This is a genomic window from Pseudomonas sp. BN505 (assembly GCF_029873175.1).
GTDB classification, from domain to species: domain Bacteria; phylum Pseudomonadota; class Gammaproteobacteria; order Pseudomonadales; family Pseudomonadaceae; genus Aquipseudomonas; species Aquipseudomonas putida.
On sequence record NZ_SSOI01000029.1, the window covers coordinates 13,211 to 31,868 of the forward strand.

An 18,658-nucleotide genomic window follows, 5' to 3' on the forward strand; every position below is an offset into this window, starting at 1 on the left:
TGCGGCGGGCTCAGTAGAACAGGCGCATGTGACTAACGTAATCACCACCGACAGGTGGCAGCCTCAATCGGCTTGCTGCAGCCACGCCCGAATTTGCTCAAGCGTTGCCGTAGCACCACCACAAACCACCACCAGCACATTCTGGTATTGCGCCAAGGCGCCCGGCGCATACGCCAATGCCAGCGCCGCTCCACACGCTGGCTCGACCAGAACGCGATGGTCCAGCAGGAACCGCTCACAGGCCTCCAGCGCTGCACGATCACTTACCAGGTGGCTGTGCACCGGGTGTTGCTGCGCGCAGGCCAGCGCCTGATCAGCTACCCGCTTTGCCCCCAGCGAGGTCGCCACCGAGGCGATGCGCTCCAGCTCGACCGAATGCCCCGCCTGCATGGCCGCATGCAGCGACGCGGCGCCGTGGGTTTCCACCGCCAGCACCGGGACATCACCCCAGCCATTGCGCTGCAGCCCCTGGACCACGCCGCTGAGCAAGCCGCCACCGCCCACCGACAGCACCACGGCGTCCGGTTTGACGCCTGCTTCGGCGACTTCATCGATCAGGCTGGCATGCCCGGCCCACAGCAGCGGATCGTCAAACGGGTGGATGAACGCATCATCCGGCCCCACCAAGGTCTGCGCCAGGGCGTTGGCCTCTTGCCAGGAGCTGCCATGCACCACCACGTTGGCGTCTTCCAGGCGCAGCAGCTCCTTGGCCCGCTCGGTGGTGGTCTCGGGGACTACCACGGTCACCGGCACACCCAGTTTGCGCCCTGCATAGGCCACCGCCAGGCCGGCGTTGCCGCCCGACGATGAGACGAACTGCCGGGCGCCACGGGCCCGATGCACTTCGCAGGCGTGGCCCACCCCGCGCAGTTTGAACGAGCCGCAAGGTTGCAGGGCATCGAGCTTGAGCCAGACGTTTCGGCCCGCAACCAACGACAGCGAGCGGGATTCGATCAGGGGGGTGTGGATATGCAAGGTCATTGGCTGGTTCCGCGTAATTGTTCAAGGTAGTTGTAAATGGTGTAGCGGGTTACGCCGAGGGCACTGGCGGCCTTTTCCACGCCGCCCTTGACGATGAACAGGCCGCGTTCCTGCATGACCCGCACGGCTTCAACCTTGGCCTGCTTGTTCATCCGCCCTTGGCCGCTGCGTTGCAGGGAAGCCTGGATGATCTCGCTCATCAGCAGTTCCATGTCGGCGGGTTCGTTGACGGCAGGCGTGGCCCCCAGTGGTTGGAACTGCTGGAGAAAGTTCATGGCGGCGTCCAGGCCGGTGACGTCGGTGTTGACGCAGAGGCTGGCGAAGGGGTGGCCGGTGCTGTCGCGAAAGATCGCGGTGGCGCTGCGCAGGGTGCGGCCCTTGAGCGTGGTGGGGTAGTCGGGCAGTACCACCGGCTCGCTGCCGTGCTGTTCCGCTGAGGCCTGCATAAGTGCCCTGAAGCCTTGGTCCTGCTCTGGGGCGGCGAGGATCGGGCTGCCGACGCTGCGGCCGGAGAGGTGACCGTTGACGATCGCCACCACGGAATGCTCCGGGTGATCCAGGTCGTGCAGGAGGATTTCCATGTTGCGTGCGGCAACGCTGCCCAAGGCCTGGATGGCGGCCTTGAGCACCGTGAGTGTGAGGTGGCGTTCTTCGCTGGGAGTGATAGGCATGGCAGATCGCAAAATCAACATTTTGTGTAGTTTTACACATTGAGTTGAATTAAGCGATCCGCCTTGGTTCTACTGCCCTTATCGCCGGCAAGCCAGCTCCCACAGGAAACGGCAAACCTCAAGGGTTGTGCAGTACCTGTGGGAGCTGGCTTGCCGGCGATGGGCCGCAAAGCGGCCCTTGTAAAAGTCAGCCCAGAGCCGGGGTGCGCGGCGGAATCATCCGGCGCGAGCCAGTCGCCTCGAAGGCTGCACCAAAGCTCAACAATGCGTTGTCACTGTAAGCCCGCCCGGCAAAGGTCAGCCCCACCGGCATGCCGATGTCGGCCATCACGCCCATTGGCACGGTGACGGTCGGTACACCCAGGTGACGGATCGCCAGGTTGCCGTTGGCCACCCAGATACCGTTGCTCCAGGCGATGTCCGCCGATGCCGGGTTCACGTCGGCATCGGCCGGGCCTACATCGGCCACGGTCGGGAACAGCACCGCATCCAGGCCCAGGTTGTCCATCCAGTCTTCCAGGTCCAGTTTGCGGGTGTGCTCCAGGCCGCGCAGGCCATCGGGCACGGTCTCGATCTGGTCCCAGGTCTTCAGCCCGCGCTTGGCCATGTTGACGTACTCGTCCATGCCCGCAGCCAGGTCGTCCTCGCGGTTGGGCAGGGTGCCCGGGTCGTGCGGGAATATCTGTGGGCCATCGACATCGGCCAAGCGGTTGAGCTTGGGGTCGCCGTTGGCTTGCAGGAAGTCGTCAAACGCCCAGCCCGACAGCTCCCACAGCTCGTCATGCAGGAACTCCTTGCTGACGATGCCGCGGTTGTAAACGGTCGGCGCGCCCGGGCGGTCGCCCTCGCAGTTGGACACCAGCGGAAAGTCCACTTCCAGCACTTCGGCACCAGCCGCTTCCAGGGCCTGGCGTGCCTGTTGCCACAAGTCGATTACAGTAGCGCGGGTGTTGATGCGTTGGCCGGTCGGGCCACCGATGCCTGGTTTTTCGGAGGTGCCTGCTTCGGCATCGGCATTGATGTACATGCGTGGTACGCCAAAGCGTTTGCCCTTGAGTGCGCTGGCATCCACTGCCAGGTCCAGGTAAGAGGCAGGGCGCACAGTCGATGCCGCCGGGATCGGCACCCAGGGCTGCAGGCGCCACAGGTCGCCGCGCTTGTCAGCGTCATCGGCGACCACCACGTCGAGGATTTCCAGCAGGTCGGCCATGGTGCGGGCGTAAGGCACCACCACGTCCATGGTCGGGGTCAGCGGCCAGTTGCCGCGCACCGAAATCACGCCGCGCGATGGGGTGTAGGCGCACAAGCCATTGTTGGACGCCGGGCCACGGCCGCTGGACCAGGTTTCCTCGGCCAGGCCGAAGGCGCTGAAACTGGCGGCGGTGGCGGTGCCGGCACCGTTGGACGACCCCGAGGCGAAGGGCGCAGTCAGGAAGTTGGCGTTATACGGGCTTTCGGCGCGGCCATACACGCCGCGCTGCATGCCACCGTTGGCCATGGGCGGCATGTTGGTCTTGCCCAGGCACACGGCACCGGCGGCGCGCAGACGCTCGATGGTGAAGGCGTCGCGTTGGGCTACCAGGTCCTTGAACGCAGGGCTGCCGGACGCGGCGGTCAGGCCTTTGACCAGGTAGCTGTCCTTGGCGGTGTAGGGGATGCCATCCAGCGGGCTCAGAACCTGGCCTTGGGCGCGGCGGGCGTCGGAGGCCTCGGCTTCTTTGAGCGCCTCGGGGTTGCGTACCACGACAGCGTTCAGGGCGGTGGCGGTGTCGGCGCCATCATAGGCGTCGATACGCGCCAGGTAAGCCTTGACCAGCTCGACCGCCGTCGTGCGGCCCGACTCGAGCGCGTCGCGCAGCTCGGCAATGGAAACCTCGGTTACCTCGATCATGCGTTCACCAAAAAATTTGTGCAGGTGGGGGCTAGTGCGAGGAGTGTACAAGAAGGGCTTGGCGGACGCAGGTTTGCGCGGGGGCAAATGGTTTTATGCAAGCGGGCATTGTCGGGGTCGCCCAGCGACCCCGGCCAACCCTCAATCCAGGTCCTGCGCCGTATGCCGCTCGGGCACCTGGCTGGCCTCATCCCCCCAAGTCCGGTTTACCCGAGTTCCGCGCTGCACCGCCGGGCGCTGGGCAATTTCCTCGGCCCAGCGCTGTACGTTGGGATACTCATCCACCGCCAGGAATTCTGCCGCGTCATACAGGTTGCCGCGCACCAGCTGGCCATACCACGGCCACACGGCAATATCGGCAATGCTGTACTCATCACCGCCCAGGTAGCGGCTCTCGGCCAGCCGGCGGTCAAGCACGTCCAGTTGACGCTTGGCCTCCATGGTGAAGCGGTTGATCGCGTATTCGAATTTTTCCGGGGCATACACGTAGAAGTGACCGAAGCCACCGCCCAGGTAAGGCGCTGCGCCCATCTGCCAGAACAGCCAATTCAGGCTCTCTGTGCGTGTAGCGGGCGATTTTGGCAGCAGTGCGCCGAACTTGTCTGCCAGGTACAGCAGGATCGAACCCGATTCAAATACGCGCACAGCTGGTTCGACGCTGCGGTCGAGCAGGGCAGGGATCTTGGAATTGGGGTTGACCTGGACGAAGCCGCTGGAAAACTGGTCGCCCTCACCAATGCGGATCAACCAGGCATCGTACTCGGCTGCGGTATGGCCCAAGGCAAGCAGCTCTTCAAGGGCAATGGTGACCTTGACGCCATTGGGTGTTGCCAGGGAATACAGCTGCAGCGGGTGCTTGCCCAGCGGCAGGTCCTTGTCGTGCGTCGGGCCGGCAACCGGGCGGTTGATGCTGGCGAACTGGCCGCCGGAGGCTGCCTCGTTGCGCCAGACCTTGGGGGGTACATAGGCGGGCTTGCTCATGCATGAATCTCCTTCATTGGCGCGAAACGGTCACGTAAAGACGTGGACCTGTATCTATGCCACGGGTTCGACGCCATGCGCAAATGCATAGGGTGCGCGCGCAACTTGCATGACGATGGTTTCATCCAGTTTTCATCCGGCGCCAGCCAGGCCGGCTCTATGCTGGGCTATCCCTTCGCCCTGCAAGGAACCGCTGGCCGATGACTATCCCTCGCTGCCTGGTGGCGCTGGCCCTGCTCGGCGGCCTGCTGGCCCATGCCGAGGCTGCGCCGCAGGTTGTCGGCCTGCACCACATGACCTTGGCCGACCCGGTCGATCGCCGGCCGATGCAAGCACTGGCGTTCTACCCCGCTATTGGTAAACCCCGTAGTAGCCGTATAGACGGCTATCCAGTCGAGGTGGCTGAGGAGGCAACCGTCGCCACGGGCCGATTCCCGTTACTGGTCCTATCCCACGGCAATACCGGCAGCCCATTGGCGCTGCACTACCTGGCAACCGCGTTGGCACGGCGAGGCTTCGTAGTGGTGGCGGTAGTGCACCCGGGGGACAACGCCCGCGACCACAGTCGTCTGGGCACCCTGAGCAACCTGTATGGTCGGCCGCTGCAAGTCAGCGCCGCAATCACCGCCGTCCGCGATGATGCATTGGTCGGGCCTTATCTGGACGAAGGCAAGGTGGGCGTGATCGGTTATTCGGCTGGTGGCGAAACCGCGTTGATCCTTTCCGGTGCGCGCCCGGACCTGGACCGCCTGCGCCAGTACTGCCTGGAGCGCCCGAACGACGCCGACGCCTGCAAGACCCACGGCATATTGATTGCCGACCGCAGCGAACTGGCGCCGCAGGCCGACCCGCGGGTAGGGGCGGTGATGCTGATGGCGCCGCTGAGCCTGCTGTTCGGGCGCCATGCCTTGGCCGGGGTTCAGGTGCCAGCCCTGATCTATAGCGGCGATAGCGACCAACTGGTGGCGGTGGACCGCAACGCCGAGGCTCTGGCCCGCAAGCTGCCGGTCACCCCCGATTACCGCCTGTTGGCCGGCGCCGGCCACTTTGTGTTCATGGCCCACTGCGACGCCGAGCAGTACGCGCGGATGCCGGCGCTGTGCAAAGATGCCGAGGGCGTGGACCGCCGCCATATCCATCATTCGCTAGAGCGTGAAACGGCGGCGTTTTTCAGCCAGGCGCTGGGCACGCCGCAACTGGCCGAGCGGTCAGCTGCGGCGAGCGTGCCGCGACAGCAACAGCGTTAGGCCCACCCCGGCCAGGGCGAGCAGGGCAGCCACGCAGAAGATCGAGGCATAGCCCAGGTGCACGGCTACTGCGCCCATCACCGGGCCGGCGATAGCCAAGGCCATATCGAAGAATACCGCATAGGCCCCCAGCCCCGCGCCGCGGCTGCTGCTGGGGACCTGCCGGATTGCCTCGACGCCCAGCGCCGGGTACACCAGCGACAGCCCGAAACCGGTAAGCCCTGCGCCAACCAGAGCCCAGGCCGGCGAAGGCGCGAGCCACAGCAGGCTCAGGCCCAGCACTTCAGTGGCCATGCAGGCGACCGCCACGTTGTAACCACCAAACCGGTTGACCGCGTTGACGAACAGCAGCCGCGAAATGATGAAACACACACCAAACGCACTCAAACACCAGGCTGCGCCACCCCAGCCGCGCTCCAGATAGTACAAGGTGACGAAGGTGGTCAGGGTGCCATAGCCGATCGAGGCCAGGGTCAGGCCAAGGCCGCATGGCGCGACCCGGGCAAACGCCGACCAGAACGGCAGGCGTTCGCCGCGTACCACCACCACGTCGGGACGCTTGCGCAACACCAGCATGGCAAGGGTTGCCAGCACCAGCAAAGCTGGCCCCAGCACGCTGAAATCCAGCCCATCCACGGCCAACACTCCCAGGGGCGCGCCGATCGCAATCGCGCCGTAGGAGGCGATGCCGTTCCATGAGATCACCCGGGCGGTGTGTTCGGGGCCGACCTGGCTGATGCCCCAGCTCAAGGTGGCCACACCGATCAGCCCCTGGGCGATGCCGAGCAGCAAACGGCCCACAAGCAGCAGCGCCAGGCTCAGCAGGGGCAGCGTCAGGGTCCAGGCCGATAACAGGGTCAATACCCCGCAGCCGGCAATTCCCATCAGGCCGAAACGGATGGCTTGCTTGCCCCCGAGGGTATCTGCAACGCGCCCGGCAAACGGGCGGCTGAGCAGGGTGGCCAGGTATTGCAGGCCAATGGTTATCCCGGCGATCACTGCACCAAAGCCCAGTTGGTCGTGCACGTAGCTGGGTAGCACCGCAATCGGCAGGCCGATGCAGAGGAAGGCAATGAAGGTGTAGAAAACGATCGACAGGATCTGCTGAGTGATGTGCAGCGTGTTGCTGGCGGGGGCAGGTTGTTGCGCGGTCATGGGCTCTTTCGCGGGCGGGCGGTTGGGCGTGGTTCCATGATGGCTGTTACATGAAGGAAATGAAAGCAGGCTAACGAATTATTCGTCGGGTTGTGTCAGCTGTAGGGCTGGCGGTGGGATCTTCGCGGGCAAGCCCGCGAAGAGGCCCAGCCATACACAATGGCCAGGCCTTACCCATCAATCAGACCAGTACGCCCTGGCTGCGCAGGTAATCGTCGTAGGTGCCGCTGAAGTCCACCACGCCATCGGGCGACAGCTCGATGATGCGGGTGGCCAGCGACGACACGAACTCGCGGTCGTGGCTGACGAACAGCAGGGTGCCCGGGTAGTTTTCCAGCGCCAGGTTCAGCGCCTCGATCGATTCCATGTCCAGGTGGTTGGTAGGCTCGTCCATCACCAGCACGTTAGGCTTTTGCAGGATCAGCTTGCCGAACAGCATGCGGCCTTGCTCACCACCGGAAATCACCTTCACCGACTTGAGGATCTCGTCGTTGGAGAACAGCATGCGCCCCAGGGTGCCGCGAATCACCTGCTCGCCGGAGGTCCACTGGCCCATCCAGTCGAACAGGCTCAGGTCGTCTTCAAAGTCGTGAGCGTGGTCCTGGGCGTAGTAGCCCACTTCGGCGCTGTCGGTCCATTTCACCGATCCGGCATCCGGGGTCATTTCGCCGACCAAGGTACGCAGCAGGGTAGTCTTGCCAATACCGTTGGGGCCGATGATCGCAACGCGCTCGCCCGCTTCGACGGTAATGTCGAAGTTCTTGAATAGCACCTTGTCGTCGAAGGCTTTCGCCATCTTCTCGACCACTACCGCCTGACGGTGCAGCTTTTTGGTTTGCTCGAAGCGGATGAACGGGCTGACACGGCTGGAAGGCTTGACCTCGGCCAGCTGGATCTTGTCGATCTGCTTGGCGCGCGAAGTCGCCTGCTTGGCCTTGGAGGCGTTGGCCGAGAAGCGGCTGACGAAGGTCTGCAGCTCTGCGATCTGTGCCTTTTTCTTGGCGTTGTCCGACAGCAATTGCTCGCGCGACTGGGTAGCCGCAGTCATGTACTCGTCATAGTTGCCCGGGAACAGGCGTAGCTCGCCGTAGTCCAGGTCGGCCATGTGGGTGCAGACGCTGTTGAGGAAGTGGCGGTCGTGGGAAATGATGATCATGGTGCTGTTACGCGCCGTGAGGATCGTTTCCAGCCAGCGGATGGTGTTGATATCCAGGTGGTTGGTCGGTTCGTCGAGCAGCAGCACGTCCGGGTCCGAGAACAATGCCTGGGCCAGCAGCACACGCAGCTTCCAGCCTGGCGCCACTTCGCTCATCGGGCCGAAGTGTTGCTCCAGGGGGATACCCAGGCCGAGCAGCAGTTCACCGGCGCGGGATTCGGCGGTGTAGCCGTCCATTTCGGCGAATTCGGTTTCCAGCTCGGCGACGGCCATGCCGTCTTCCTCGGTCATTTCCGGCAGCGAGTAGATACGGTCGCGCTCGGCCTTGACCTTCCACAGCTGGCCGTGGCCCATGATCACGGTGTCGATCACGGTGAATTCTTCATAGGCGAACTGGTCCTGGCGCAGCTTGCCCAGGCGGGTGTTTGGCTCGAGCATGACCTGGCCACCGGACGGCTCCAGGTCGCCGCCGAGGATCTTCATGAAGGTCGACTTGCCGCAACCGTTAGCGCCGATCAGGCCGTAACGGTTGCCGTTGTTGAATTTTACGGAAACGTTTTCGAACAGCGGCTTGGAGCCGAACTGCATGGTGATGTTAGCGGTGGAGATCAAAGGGCTTACCTATCAGTAACTTACGACGCCGGGCTTTCAGCTGATACCGATTTGATACCAATCCTGAGTTTTTCCAGCTCGCTCCAGTCGGAGCTTGAGTTAAGCCAACGGACAGACGTCGACAGCAGCATCTGCATGCTGTGACCCAGCTGTTGGGCGATAAATGCGGGGGTTGAGGCCGGACATTGAACGTATTGTCGCATAGGTGTGACGGCAGTTGTATGGGGGGGCGACGCCTGATTCCCAATTCATTCAGCACCGGCACCCACTGTTTGAGCAGATCGGAGGTCTGTTTCACGTACTCGGCATACTTCGACGGCGGGAACAGGAACGGCGTTTCGGTCACCGCCCGATGCCATCCCTACGACGATCCGCGTAATGCCTGGCAAACTGGATAGCCCGCAAGGCCCGATCGTTCAGCAGAACGAAACGGTCCCGGCCGGTTTTATCCTTTCCTCAACCTCGTCCGTCAGAATTTTTACCGGTCAGGATTGACCGGGCAGCCGATGCCAGATTTACTGTATATACATACAGCTATCATCGGACCTTCCACCATGACCATCACATTTTTGGGTACGCCAACCGGCGGAACCGAACTGCTTCCGCTGTATTCGTTTCACGTTCCGGCTGGTTTCCCTTCGCCTGCCGCGGACCATCTGGAAGGCCATATTTCCCTTGATGAGCTATTCGACCTTCGCGCACCCCATGTGTATCTGGTGAAAGTGGAGGGCGACAGCATGCAAGGGGCAGGGATCTACTCGGGTGACATCGTCATCGTCGACCGCGGTCGTGAGGCGGAGCATGGGGACATTGTCATCGCTGCAGTCAACAGCGAGCCCGTTTGCAAGCGTCTGCATCGTCGCGATGGCGTGGTAATCCTGAAATCTGAAAATCCCGCCTACCCGGCACGGTACATCATGGAAGGCGACGAGCTCGTTGTCTGGGGCGTTGTGCGTTACAGCGTTCGCGACCATGCGCAGTGACCAGGTATTCGCGCTGATCGACTGCAACTCGTTCTACGCGAGCTGCGAGCGCGTGTTTCGGCCCGACCTGGCCAAAACCCCGATCGTCGTGTTGAGCAACAACGACGGCTGCGTGATCGCCAGGTCATACGACGCGAAGCCCTTCGTGAAGATGGGCGAGCCGTACTTTCAAGTGAAGGACAAGCTGCGCCGGCACGGCATCAAGGCTTTCAGCAGCAACTATGCGTTGTACGGCGACATGAGCGAGCGGGTCATGACCCTGATCGATTCGATGGTGCCGGCCACTGAGATCTACAGCATCGACGAGTGCTTCGCTGATCTGTCTGGAGTACAGGAAAACCTGACCCAGTTCGGACGCAAGATGCGGTCCAGGATCTTCCAGTGCACCGGTATCCCCGTGGGTGTCGGTATCGCCGGCACAAAGACGCTCGCCAAGCTGGCCAATCATACGGCGAAGTGCCTGCAGGCGCAGACCGGGGGTGTGGTCGACATTACCGATCCGTTCAAGCGCGATTGGGTGCTGCGCAACACCGAAGTTAAAGAGGTATGGGGCATCGGGCGGCGGATGACCGCCCACCTCGAGGCGATGGGCATTCACACGGCAATGGATCTGGCCAAGGCTGATGCCTGGACGCTGCGGCAGAAATTCAGTGTGGTGGTGGAGAAGACTGCCCGCGAGCTCGCAGGCACGCCGTGCCTGGAACTGGACGACCCCGACCCCCCGAAGCAGGAAATTTGCTGCAGCCGGATGTTCGGCAAGCGGCTGACAGAGCTGGCGCCCATCAAGCAGGCAGTGGCCACTTACGTCGGCCGAGCAACGGAAAAACTCCGCGCCCAAGGCTCAGTGTGCAAGCGCATGCGTGTGAGCATTCGCACCGGCATGTTCAACCCGGATGAGGCGCACCACGCACAGGGCGCGTTGGTGGAGCTGCCATACCCCACCTGCGACACGCTGCTGATGACCCGACTGGCCACCGATGCGGTCGGGCGAATCTTCAGGCCAGGATTTCGCTACAGCAAGGCAGAAGTGCTGCTGATGGACCTGCGGCAACCAGGTGATTTTTCAGAGGACTTGTTTGCGCTCAAACAGTCAGTGGCATGTGATCGACTGATGCAGGTGATGGATGACATCAACGGGCGCTGGGGGAGGGGGACGATGCGAGCCGCCAGCGTGCCGGCATCCCCGGACTGGGGGATGAGGAGGGAGATGATGAGCCAATCCTATACGACGCGGATCGATCAGCTCTGGACGGTCAAATGTTAAGCCTGCCATCGGCGTGGCTTGACGAGCTGAGCGAATGGCCTTGCCAGAGGCTATGGCGTAGAGGCATGCAGATGGACAGCTAAGCCGGGAGTAATCAGACCGTCGGCAATGGCACTGGCTTCAAGCTTCGCATGCTCTGCGTTCAGAAAGACATACGCGGCTTGAAGCGTGGCGATCTTCGCTTGAATTTCGGTCATCTTGCTGGCGACCAAGGCTGCGCCTTGTGCGCAATCGATCTTGTTACCTCGCTTGGCTGCAAGAATTTCTCCAATCTCAGCGAGGGAAAAACCGCCACTCTGGGCGCTCTGAATAAAGGCCAGGTCAACTACCGTCTGATCGCTGTAACTGCGGTAATTGTTGGCTTGTCGTTGTGCCACGATAAGCCCGAGCTGTTCGTAATAGCGCAATGTATGCCGACCGACGCCACTGCGGCGCTCTAACTCTCCAACGTTCACACTAAAAACCCCTTGACTGTAGAGCGTGCTCTACACCTTAGCCTGCACCTATTATCCAGACAAGGAATCAGGCATGAGTGTGGAATGCTTCGTCACAGGCGGCAGTGGATTTGTGGGGCAACATCTACTGGCCCGTCTTACTGCTGCCGGGTACAAGGCCTGGGTGCTTATGCGCACCCCTGGCAACATTGAGCGTCTCAGAAAACAGGTAGGTCAACTGGGCGGTAATCCTGCGTATATCAATGCCGTTGAGGGCGATATCAGTAGAGAGGGGCTCGGGATCAGCGAAGCGGACAAGCAGGGTGTGTCTTCGGCCTCTGTGATCTTCCACCTCGCCGCGGAGTTTTCCTGGGGGCTGTCAATGGAGCGCGCCCAGGCAGTCAATGTGCTCAGGATGCGGGCGCGGACTACACGATCGTTCATCCTGCTACGGTGTGCGGCCACAGCGAGAGTGGGCACATCCTGGAAGGGCAGCCTCTGGTTTCACTCATTCGAAATCTGGCACAAGGTCGGTTCAAAGCGGTCCCCGGCTCCCCCAGTCACTGGCTGCCATTAGTCAGCGTTGATTACCTGGTGGCGATGATGACCTGTGTGGCCTTCGACCCCTCGATGGCCAACCGCCAGGCGCTGGCGCTCCATGAACACACATCGAGCCTGCAGGGGATGCTTGAGCAGATCGCAAAAACGCTGGAGGTCACGGCGCCACGCCGGCATGTATCGATAAGGTTGCTCAGGTGGCTTTTGGCGATTCCCGGGCTGGAAGCACGGTTTGCGATCAGTGCCGAGTCATTGGACTTTATCCAGACGCAGCGCTTCGACATGAGTGATAGCGAGCAACTGGAGCGCAAGTATCAGTTAATACATCCCGATATGGCGCGCACGTTGGACAAGACGGTGCAATACGTCAAGGATCACTTTCTTCACTGAGGCAGGCCAGTGGTAATGGCTTAAGCAATACGTGTGACAGCGAGCTCGCGTTCGACGCGCGTGGCCCTGTATCAGCAAGACCTCGCCATACTCTAAAGACCACATGACAAGGAATGTATTAAATAGCGGAATACTGGCGCGATGATGGTATTTTATCCACGCTGGATGATGGGTCAGGTTAGAGATTCAGCTCTATTGAGACGCTGCGCAAGCGCCACAGCAGGCGGCCTGCCGCAGTAGTATGCGTAAGGTCCTCTATCGGGAAAGGGTGAGTGTGTTGAAGGGAGTTCAGATGGCATTTAGAGCGTTTGCGGTTGTCGGTCTCTGTTCGGCCATATTCCAGCCAGCCCTTGCGGGCGATGACAAAAACAGGGTGTTCGTCGCCAAACGATGGTACACGGAGTCCTACGTCAGGGAGTACATCGAAAAAAATCATCCCTCGATATTCAGAGATATTTTTAGCAAGCAAATGTCCTATAACTTTGCCGCTGACGGGCCCCCGCCTGGTATGGAAGCTTACAACTATTACGCCAAGCCCAAGTCGATTCGAGAGGGAGATTTTTTAAAGTGGAAGGCTGCAGGCAGTGGCAGGAGCCTGGAGGCTGAGCTTGATAGGCTGTGTGTGCTTGAAGTGTCCGGGGCATTGGCAAGGTTGAAGGGGTGGATAAGGAATACTGTGCGGATGCGGGAGGTAAAACCTCAAAAGGGCGATCTGGATCATGTCATAGTCGCCGGCGTTCGGTCTGGCCAGCTCAGTCGCGCGCCCTTGAATCTGGATCAAAGCAACAAAAATTCAATCTCTCCGATTCCTCCTGAAGGCCCCGGGCGGCTTCTCTGCAATCTCTATGCAACGAGAAAAAGCAATGAGGTGATCTACCACGCATCTGTGGCGCTTACTGCAGAGGGTTTCTACTATGGTTCGGGGCGATAGGTGATGATGGGGGAAACACTGGAAAACTTCCGAGCGTGGTTCACACCACGTAAGCGCCTGTGGACAGGAATAGGTCTGTTCGCACTAACTATTGTTGTACCGGCTGTTAGCCCAGGCACGAGCGTCAGTTGGCTTATAGGGCCGGCGGGTGTTTTTTTCGCAGGTGGTTTTATGCCTGCATCGAGCGAAAAGCGCCAAGGCGATGGCGGCCAGCGCTGATCTGGGCTATTGCTTGGATCTCGGTCAATCCATTGGAGATGTGTGAGATGAAACGCTTATTGCTGGGTGCTTTGCTGGTGGCGTCGGGCGCTGCCCAGGCCGGGATTCCATTGTTGAACGCAACGTGCCCTGGCAACATCGAGGTCCATGCCGACAAGGGCGGGCCGATCTATATCAATGGCAAGGAAGGCAAGCTGAAGAAGTTCAACGATAACTACTTCGAAGCCAAAGGCAGCGGGGTGACGGTTTCACTGTCGATCAACCCCGACGGTTCGCCCGATGTCTCGTATACCGGCAAGAACAAAGCCAACGGGGTATGCCAGGTCAAGGCGTCGTAGAAGGCCGCCACGCATGAGCGCAGTGGTAGCGGTTGGATGCGGTTCGATGCTGGAACGGTAATTGCTGTGACCCTGAGACATTGACCTCGCGGAGAGCGCCGAAATGACTCAGGATGACCGCTATTACATGGTTTTCGTTGTGGCTGCTGTGCTGGTACTGGATCTGGTGGCAACCCTGGTGTTTCTCAAGGCCATTGCCTGACCCCGAAAATGGGCTGGGTAATACTCGGAGTTGGGGGCATTTGCCGTCGCTTATGCCCATCCGACTGTGACATGCCCGAGCCCCGCCGGAATTCTTGCGGCCAGGCTGGCCGGCCTGATGCCTGCGAGAAAAGCCGCTGGGGAAAAACCTGGCTATACCTCAAATGCATCCTGAACCCATATAGCAAACAACCCTATGGCACGGTTGCTATTGAGCAGTAACATGGGCTCAAGAAAACTAAAAAATGGGCGTGCTACTTGGCAACACTTTCCAGGTTCTCGATGGGGGAGCAGGAGTGTGTCGCGTGAAGCGTTCAAGATCGGTAGCAGGTGCATTGCTTGTGTCCACCTTCGCCGCAGTGTTCATGGCAGGTTGCGCACAAAACCCTGACGTGCGTGACGGGCATGATTATACCTCTGGCACCACCGCGAAAAACCCACCGGCGTATCTGGGGTGCGTGAAGGGCGAACTTCCAGGGAATGTGAAAACCTTCGAGGTCGACAGCGATAATTCGGTCAGGCTGTTCATCGAAAGCACCGATCCCAGCAAGGCAGGTGGCCTTGTGGAGCTGCGCAGTACAGGAGGCCAGCACCAGTTCACGGCCTATCAACGTGATGCCTGGTACGACCATGGCCGGTTGTTGGATGCCGCGTTGATGTGTTCAAAAGCATGATGCAATGACCCCTCTACACTAAAAGCCCGCCATCGAAAGCGGGTTTTTAGTGTAGGGACGTCAGCATGATTTCCGCCCAACGCGCTGTATGCAGGTTCACCGGCAAATTTCAAAAACTGGCTGGAGCCGCGCCTGTTTTGCATTTGCCTGGCTTGACCGCGATAATTCACGCATTTGGATGGAGAACAGTGGGTGGAAGCTAGAAGCGTTGTCGCCGAAATGTTCATTGGGATCCCGACGCATTTCTGGGTGTTGCCCGTTGCCGGCCTGGTTGCATACTTCGGCCTGAAATGGTCCGCCAGATTCAGCAGCCGTAGCACCCTGCTGCAAGCCTCGACTTACCTGTTGTTGCTGGCCCTGGCGGTGTTACCCAACGGCTTTTATGCCCTGTTTCCACCGGCGCCCGACCCGGATGTGCTGTTGAATCACGCGCCATTGCCCAACTATGCGGGGCGCTTTTACCTGGATGCGTTCTACGTGTTCAGTGGTTGGGCGCTGAGCAAAGTGGCGAAGCTCAAGTTCAGCTGACTGGTTGCCCGGGCACCTGATGCAAAGCAGTCACCTGCTTCGCTTATCATCAAGCGCCTTTGATATCGTCGATTTTCGCAGCTACAGAGCGCAACTCGTCCGCAACCACATCGATGGACCGGATGTGCGCCGTGACATCGATCTCGCGCTGTGAACCTCGCGCCTCCATGAACCGGGCGTGGCCGCTCATGGCCTGACTGAGTTTTTCCAGATGATCGGCTGTTCGGACCAGATCCGACTTGATGCTGTTAAGCGTCTCCATGGTGCTAAAGGCCTTCCTTGTCTATCGCTTCATCGGTCCCGTGAGCATCGCCTCAGGGCCGGGTGAAACGCAACAGATTTGTGGAAGGCCCGTCCTTGACCGAGCTCAGAAAAGCTTGTGCGATCTCTGCAGTGGCGTTGGAGGTTTCAGCTTTTTTCCTGCACCTGCAGTACCGAACCCTTGTCGTCGGTCACCAGCAATCCGCTGGTGTGAGTGCCGTCTGATTGCTGCTCGGCAAGTGGCACGTCCGAGGAGCGAAAGATGCTGCGGCCCTGTTCACCGGTTTTAAGTGTGACCAGCTTGCCATTCTGATAGAAGAATTGCGTGGTGTTGGCGTTCTTTTGCATGGTGTGTAGTCCCTGGCCGAGTCGCGGTGTGATGCCCCATTGGCAGGTTCACTTTCTCAGCGTTCAGCCGGCCATGCTACTGGCAGAAATATCAGGTGCTCTGTATGTCACCCGTTCAGGCTTCGTCCGGCAACCGCCCTGGGCTGAAGAAAAACGAGGCCACCACCACCGCCGTGATCACGCCTGTAGCATCTGCAAGAAACAGCAGCAAAGCACTGGTATCACCCGGTGTCAGGTGTTTGCCTAGCGCGAAGTCCACACCGTGCGGGCATGCGGAGATCATGAGCAGCATGGCGGCCAGCAGGCCAGAAAGCAACTTCATGTAGGCCCTGCCGAATGCCAGGCCATAAGCCCAGAACACGAAAATACAGAGCACGGCGAGGCCGGTGGAGGTTGCATATTGGGCGAGTAGGTCCAGCCACCAGAGCATGGGGTTCTCCTGAGCAAAGCCGGCCGGTGATGCCGTGATGTTAATCAGAAGCCGGGCAGAATGAATTCGTTCCTTGGGTCACAACAATTAATTGCTGCTACCGGGCGCTAGTAAACAAGCTGCTATGTGTGTTTTTTGTTGCTGGCGCGTTGGTACTATGTCAATTACGCGAAAATTCAGCTGCAAGACCTTGGTTGATTAGGAACTCGGCGCAACCCTCGCTAGAATGCAGCGTATCCCTGACGGCCAATTGCAAATGCCTACTTTTCGTATCTTCATCGCCTCTGCGTTAGTTGCCACTCTTGTCGGCTGCGCAACGCCCGGCAAACCCACTGCCAGCAAGCTGACCAAAAAATCACCCCAGCAGTATGCTGCCTGTGTCCTGCCCAAGTGGCAGGCCTTGGCACCCCAGGCCACACAGAAGTCGATTGCCCACGGTTACCGGCTGACGGCATCCAGCGCGGTGGCAAGTGACGATGTGCTGGACGTGGTCGACGCTCGCGAGGGCAGCCGCGCGACCTTCTACAAGGGCAGCTTCCTGTCTGGCGACAAGTTGCGCCAGGCTGCCAAGGAGTGCCTGGACTGAAACGGTACCCGCGATCCTGGGGCCCCTTTGCGCCCCGGTCGCGCCACAGGACCGTTGCCGCAGCGGGGCATGTACTGTCCGGCGTTCAGCGCTCCCGCATGAAGAAACCGGCGACGAACTTGCGGAAGGTTTCCAGGCTCTTGAAGTCGGCGTAGCGCTTGAAGTTTTCGGTGTCCGGCTCTGGCCCGATGGGCTGTTCCAGTAGCGACACTGACAACACCCTGTCCTGGTCCGAGGTCAGCACCAGCTCATCCATCACCTGGCCGCCGATCACTGGCCGGCGCATCTGCACCTTGACGCCTTTGCTGGCCATCCAGTCGATCAACGACACCAGGGCCTTGAGCGGTTCGCGCTCTTCATCGCGATACACCGGGAACAGATGCGAACGGGATAGCACCGGCACGCTGGCCACGTGGATCAGCTCATAGAAATGGCTACCGGCGCTGGTCGGCGAGTAGATCATCAGCGCCAGCAACGGCCCGGTGGTACGGCTACCGCCCCAGTACAGGTGGTGCCCTTGGAAGTCGAAGCCGTCTTCACTGCGGTTGTTGAACAGCTTGCGCCCTTTGATCTGGTCGACGCAGTCCAGCATCAGCCCATGGCGGCGATGATTGCCGAACACGGTGGCTTCGCGCAGGCGGGACTTGAGCATCATCATGTGCTTCATGTCCAGCCGGGTTTCCAGGTAGTTGCTGGCAGGTACCCGCTCCAGCAGCGGGTAACGGCTGGCCACGCTGCGCAATTCGGCAAACTGCGTGGTCAGGTCTTTTTTCAAGTGGGTGGCGTAGAGATTGAGGCCACTGGTTTCGATCCAGGTCAGCAACAGCGACAGCAAGCGCTGCTGTTCGCGCCGCTCGTGACCATCACTGGTGGCACTGGCGTTACCGGCGCGGAAGTCTCCAATCAAGCGCAATGGCGTGTCGGGCGGTAGCCAGGCGGCGGGTGGCGCAGGGTCGTCTTCGCGCTCGGAGGCCTCCCGCTCGTCCTTGGTGAACGGGCAGCCAGGCGCGTGCTCGGCGGTGCCTGGGTTGTTCTTGAGGAACAACGTGCCGGTGTTGCCGTTCAGGGTGACATTGAGCACCGGCAAGGCGTCGTTGCGGCAGTCACAGGCCAGCCACTGGTTGGCGTTGCGCACCTTCATCAGTAGCTGGTTGGCCTGCAACAGGCGTGGGCCGACGAGGCTGCCGGTAGCAAAGCCGACCAGCAGCTCCTCTTCGGCGGAGGTCAGGCTGCGCACCTGCGCAGCGGTTTTGTCGATGATTCGCATGAAGCAGCTCCAGGCTACGAGCCTCAAGCTTCAAGCAAAGTCGCGCCGCTTTCAACTTGCCGCTGGGTTACCACCGAACATCTTCGCGGCGCGGGCACGAATTTCATGAGGGCTCAGGTCCTCCTTATGGGTGGAGACGAACCAGATATTGCCGAACGGGTCCTTCAGGGTGCCGCTACGGTCGCCGTAGAACTGGTCGGTCAAGGGGTGCAACTGGGTGCCGCCAGCCGCCAAGGCCTGGGCGTAAACCTTGTCGCAGTCCTCGACATACAGGTGCAGGCCCACGCCTGCGCCACTGAGCTTCTGGCTGGCGGTAAGGCCGCCCTCCATGTCGCAGGGGTCGCCCAGCATCAGCGACGAGTCACCGATCCTCAATTCGGCATGGCCCACGCGCCCACCAGGGGCATCGAGGCGGAACATCTCGACCGCACCAAAGGCCTCCTTGTAGAACTCGATGGCCTTGGCGGCGTCGTTGATAGCCAGGTAGGGGGTGATGCTGTGCTGGCCTTCCGGGATGGGTTTGACTGCCATGTTCGACTCTCCTTTGCGGTG

20 protein-coding genes and 2 pseudogenes are annotated in these 18,658 nt (G+C 60.6%); 9 read left to right on the plus strand and 13 right to left on the minus strand.

The features are described from left to right. Positions 1–63: 63 nt before the first annotated feature. From E8E78_RS07175 to yghU, 4 genes are all read right to left on the minus strand, one after another. Positions 64–981, minus strand: a complete 918-nt coding sequence (locus E8E78_RS07175) for a pyridoxal-phosphate dependent enzyme (protein ID WP_061203894.1) — start codon at positions 979–981, stop codon at positions 64–66. After that, complete coding sequence (locus E8E78_RS07180) at positions 978–1,652, minus strand: PAS domain-containing protein (RefSeq protein WP_061203893.1); 675 nt, start codon at positions 1,650–1,652, stop codon at positions 978–980. The genes E8E78_RS07175 and E8E78_RS07180 overlap by 4 nt, the downstream gene beginning before the upstream one ends. 187 nt (positions 1,653–1,839) lie before the next feature. Further along, a complete protein-coding gene (locus E8E78_RS07185) occupies positions 1,840–3,543 on the minus strand; it encodes an amidase (protein ID WP_049275129.1) in 1,704 nt (567 codons plus the stop codon). A 141-nt stretch (positions 3,544–3,684) separates the two neighbouring features. Beyond that, positions 3,685–4,524 (minus strand): glutathione-dependent disulfide-bond oxidoreductase, encoded by an 840-nt coding sequence (gene yghU / locus E8E78_RS07190; RefSeq protein ID WP_049275128.1) that lies wholly within the window; start codon positions 4,522–4,524, stop codon positions 3,685–3,687. A 200-nt stretch (positions 4,525–4,724) separates the two neighbouring features. Between yghU and E8E78_RS07195 the strand changes: the two genes are divergently transcribed. Next, positions 4,725–5,771, plus strand: a complete 1,047-nt coding sequence (locus E8E78_RS07195; protein ID WP_059396001.1) for a dienelactone hydrolase — start codon at positions 4,725–4,727, stop codon at positions 5,769–5,771. On the opposite strand, the gene E8E78_RS07200 is transcribed toward E8E78_RS07195, so the two are convergent. The 3 genes and pseudogenes from E8E78_RS07200 to E8E78_RS07210 all read right to left on the minus strand — a co-directional run. Further along, positions 5,733–6,995: an MFS transporter gene (locus E8E78_RS07200; protein WP_301178433.1), complete on the minus strand. Its 1,263-nt coding sequence runs from the start codon at positions 6,993–6,995 to the stop codon at positions 5,733–5,735. The two genes, E8E78_RS07195 and E8E78_RS07200, sit on opposite strands and share 39 nt — an antisense overlap. A gap of 112 nt (positions 6,996–7,107) precedes the next feature. Further along, entirely contained in the window at positions 7,108–8,694 is a 1,587-nt protein-coding gene (locus E8E78_RS07205; protein WP_012272468.1) for an ABC-F family ATPase, read from the minus strand. A gap of 20 nt (positions 8,695–8,714) precedes the next feature. Next, positions 8,715–9,147: pseudogene (locus E8E78_RS07210) on the minus strand (site-specific integrase); the annotation flags it as partial. Between the two features lie 101 nt (positions 9,148–9,248). On the opposite strand from E8E78_RS07210, the gene umuD reads away from it, so the two are divergent. Both umuD and E8E78_RS07220 read left to right on the plus strand, forming a co-directional pair. Continuing rightward, positions 9,249–9,677, plus strand: coding sequence for a translesion error-prone DNA polymerase V autoproteolytic subunit (gene umuD / locus E8E78_RS07215; RefSeq protein ID WP_059396000.1), 429 nt, complete (start codon positions 9,249–9,251; stop codon positions 9,675–9,677). Next, positions 9,667–10,941 (plus strand): Y-family DNA polymerase, encoded by a 1,275-nt coding sequence (locus tag E8E78_RS07220; RefSeq protein ID WP_016499937.1) that lies wholly within the window; start codon positions 9,667–9,669, stop codon positions 10,939–10,941. The genes umuD and E8E78_RS07220 overlap by 11 nt, the downstream gene beginning before the upstream one ends. Before the next feature lie 50 nt (positions 10,942–10,991). On the opposite strand, the gene E8E78_RS07225 is transcribed toward E8E78_RS07220, so the two are convergent. Then, positions 10,992–11,396, minus strand: coding sequence for a MerR family transcriptional regulator (locus E8E78_RS07225; protein WP_280311645.1), 405 nt, complete (start codon positions 11,394–11,396; stop codon positions 10,992–10,994). 73 nt (positions 11,397–11,469) lie between these two features. Here E8E78_RS07225 and E8E78_RS07230 point away from each other — a divergent pair. The 5 genes and pseudogenes from E8E78_RS07230 to E8E78_RS07250 all read left to right on the plus strand — a co-directional run bounded on the left by E8E78_RS07230 (position 11,470) and on the right by E8E78_RS07250 (position 15,214). Continuing rightward, a pseudogene (locus E8E78_RS07230) lies at positions 11,470–12,323 on the plus strand (SDR family oxidoreductase). A gap of 241 nt (positions 12,324–12,564) precedes the next feature. Then, entirely contained in the window at positions 12,565–13,254 is a 690-nt protein-coding gene (locus E8E78_RS07235; protein ID WP_280311646.1) for a hypothetical protein, read from the plus strand. A 266-nt stretch (positions 13,255–13,520) separates the two neighbouring features. Further along, positions 13,521–13,811: a hypothetical protein gene (locus E8E78_RS07240; RefSeq protein WP_016499933.1), complete on the plus strand. Its 291-nt coding sequence runs from the start codon at positions 13,521–13,523 to the stop codon at positions 13,809–13,811. A gap of 506 nt (positions 13,812–14,317) precedes the next feature. Beyond that, positions 14,318–14,686: a hypothetical protein gene (locus tag E8E78_RS07245; RefSeq protein WP_049276429.1), complete on the plus strand. Its 369-nt coding sequence runs from the start codon at positions 14,318–14,320 to the stop codon at positions 14,684–14,686. Positions 14,687–14,905: 219 nt separating this feature from the next. Continuing rightward, positions 14,906–15,214 (plus strand): hypothetical protein, encoded by a 309-nt coding sequence (locus E8E78_RS07250; RefSeq protein ID WP_041167748.1) that lies wholly within the window; start codon positions 14,906–14,908, stop codon positions 15,212–15,214. 49 nt (positions 15,215–15,263) lie between these two features. Here the strand turns inward: E8E78_RS07250 and E8E78_RS07255 are convergent, their stop codons facing one another. The 3 genes from E8E78_RS07255 to E8E78_RS07265 form a co-directional block, all read right to left on the minus strand. After that, on the minus strand, positions 15,264–15,476 hold the full coding sequence (locus tag E8E78_RS07255) for a hypothetical protein (RefSeq protein WP_049276428.1): 213 nt from the start codon (positions 15,474–15,476) through the stop codon (positions 15,264–15,266). 146 nt (positions 15,477–15,622) lie between these two features. Then, positions 15,623–15,823: a hypothetical protein gene (locus E8E78_RS07260; RefSeq protein WP_049276427.1), complete on the minus strand. Its 201-nt coding sequence runs from the start codon at positions 15,821–15,823 to the stop codon at positions 15,623–15,625. A 115-nt stretch (positions 15,824–15,938) separates the two neighbouring features. Continuing rightward, positions 15,939–16,253, minus strand: a complete 315-nt coding sequence (locus E8E78_RS07265; RefSeq protein WP_049276426.1) for a hypothetical protein — start codon at positions 16,251–16,253, stop codon at positions 15,939–15,941. 226 nt (positions 16,254–16,479) lie between these two features. Between E8E78_RS07265 and E8E78_RS07270 the strand changes: the two genes are divergently transcribed. Beyond that, positions 16,480–16,839: a hypothetical protein gene (locus E8E78_RS07270; protein WP_049276425.1), complete on the plus strand. Its 360-nt coding sequence runs from the start codon at positions 16,480–16,482 to the stop codon at positions 16,837–16,839. Positions 16,840–16,924: 85 nt separating this feature from the next. On the opposite strand, the gene E8E78_RS07275 is transcribed toward E8E78_RS07270, so the two are convergent. Next, positions 16,925–18,106 (minus strand): hypothetical protein, encoded by a 1,182-nt coding sequence (locus tag E8E78_RS07275; protein ID WP_059395995.1) that lies wholly within the window; start codon positions 18,104–18,106, stop codon positions 16,925–16,927. Between the two features lie 51 nt (positions 18,107–18,157). Next, positions 18,158–18,637 (minus strand): VOC family protein, encoded by a 480-nt coding sequence (locus E8E78_RS07280; RefSeq protein ID WP_197864633.1) that lies wholly within the window; start codon positions 18,635–18,637, stop codon positions 18,158–18,160. Positions 18,638–18,658 lie beyond the last annotated feature (21 nt).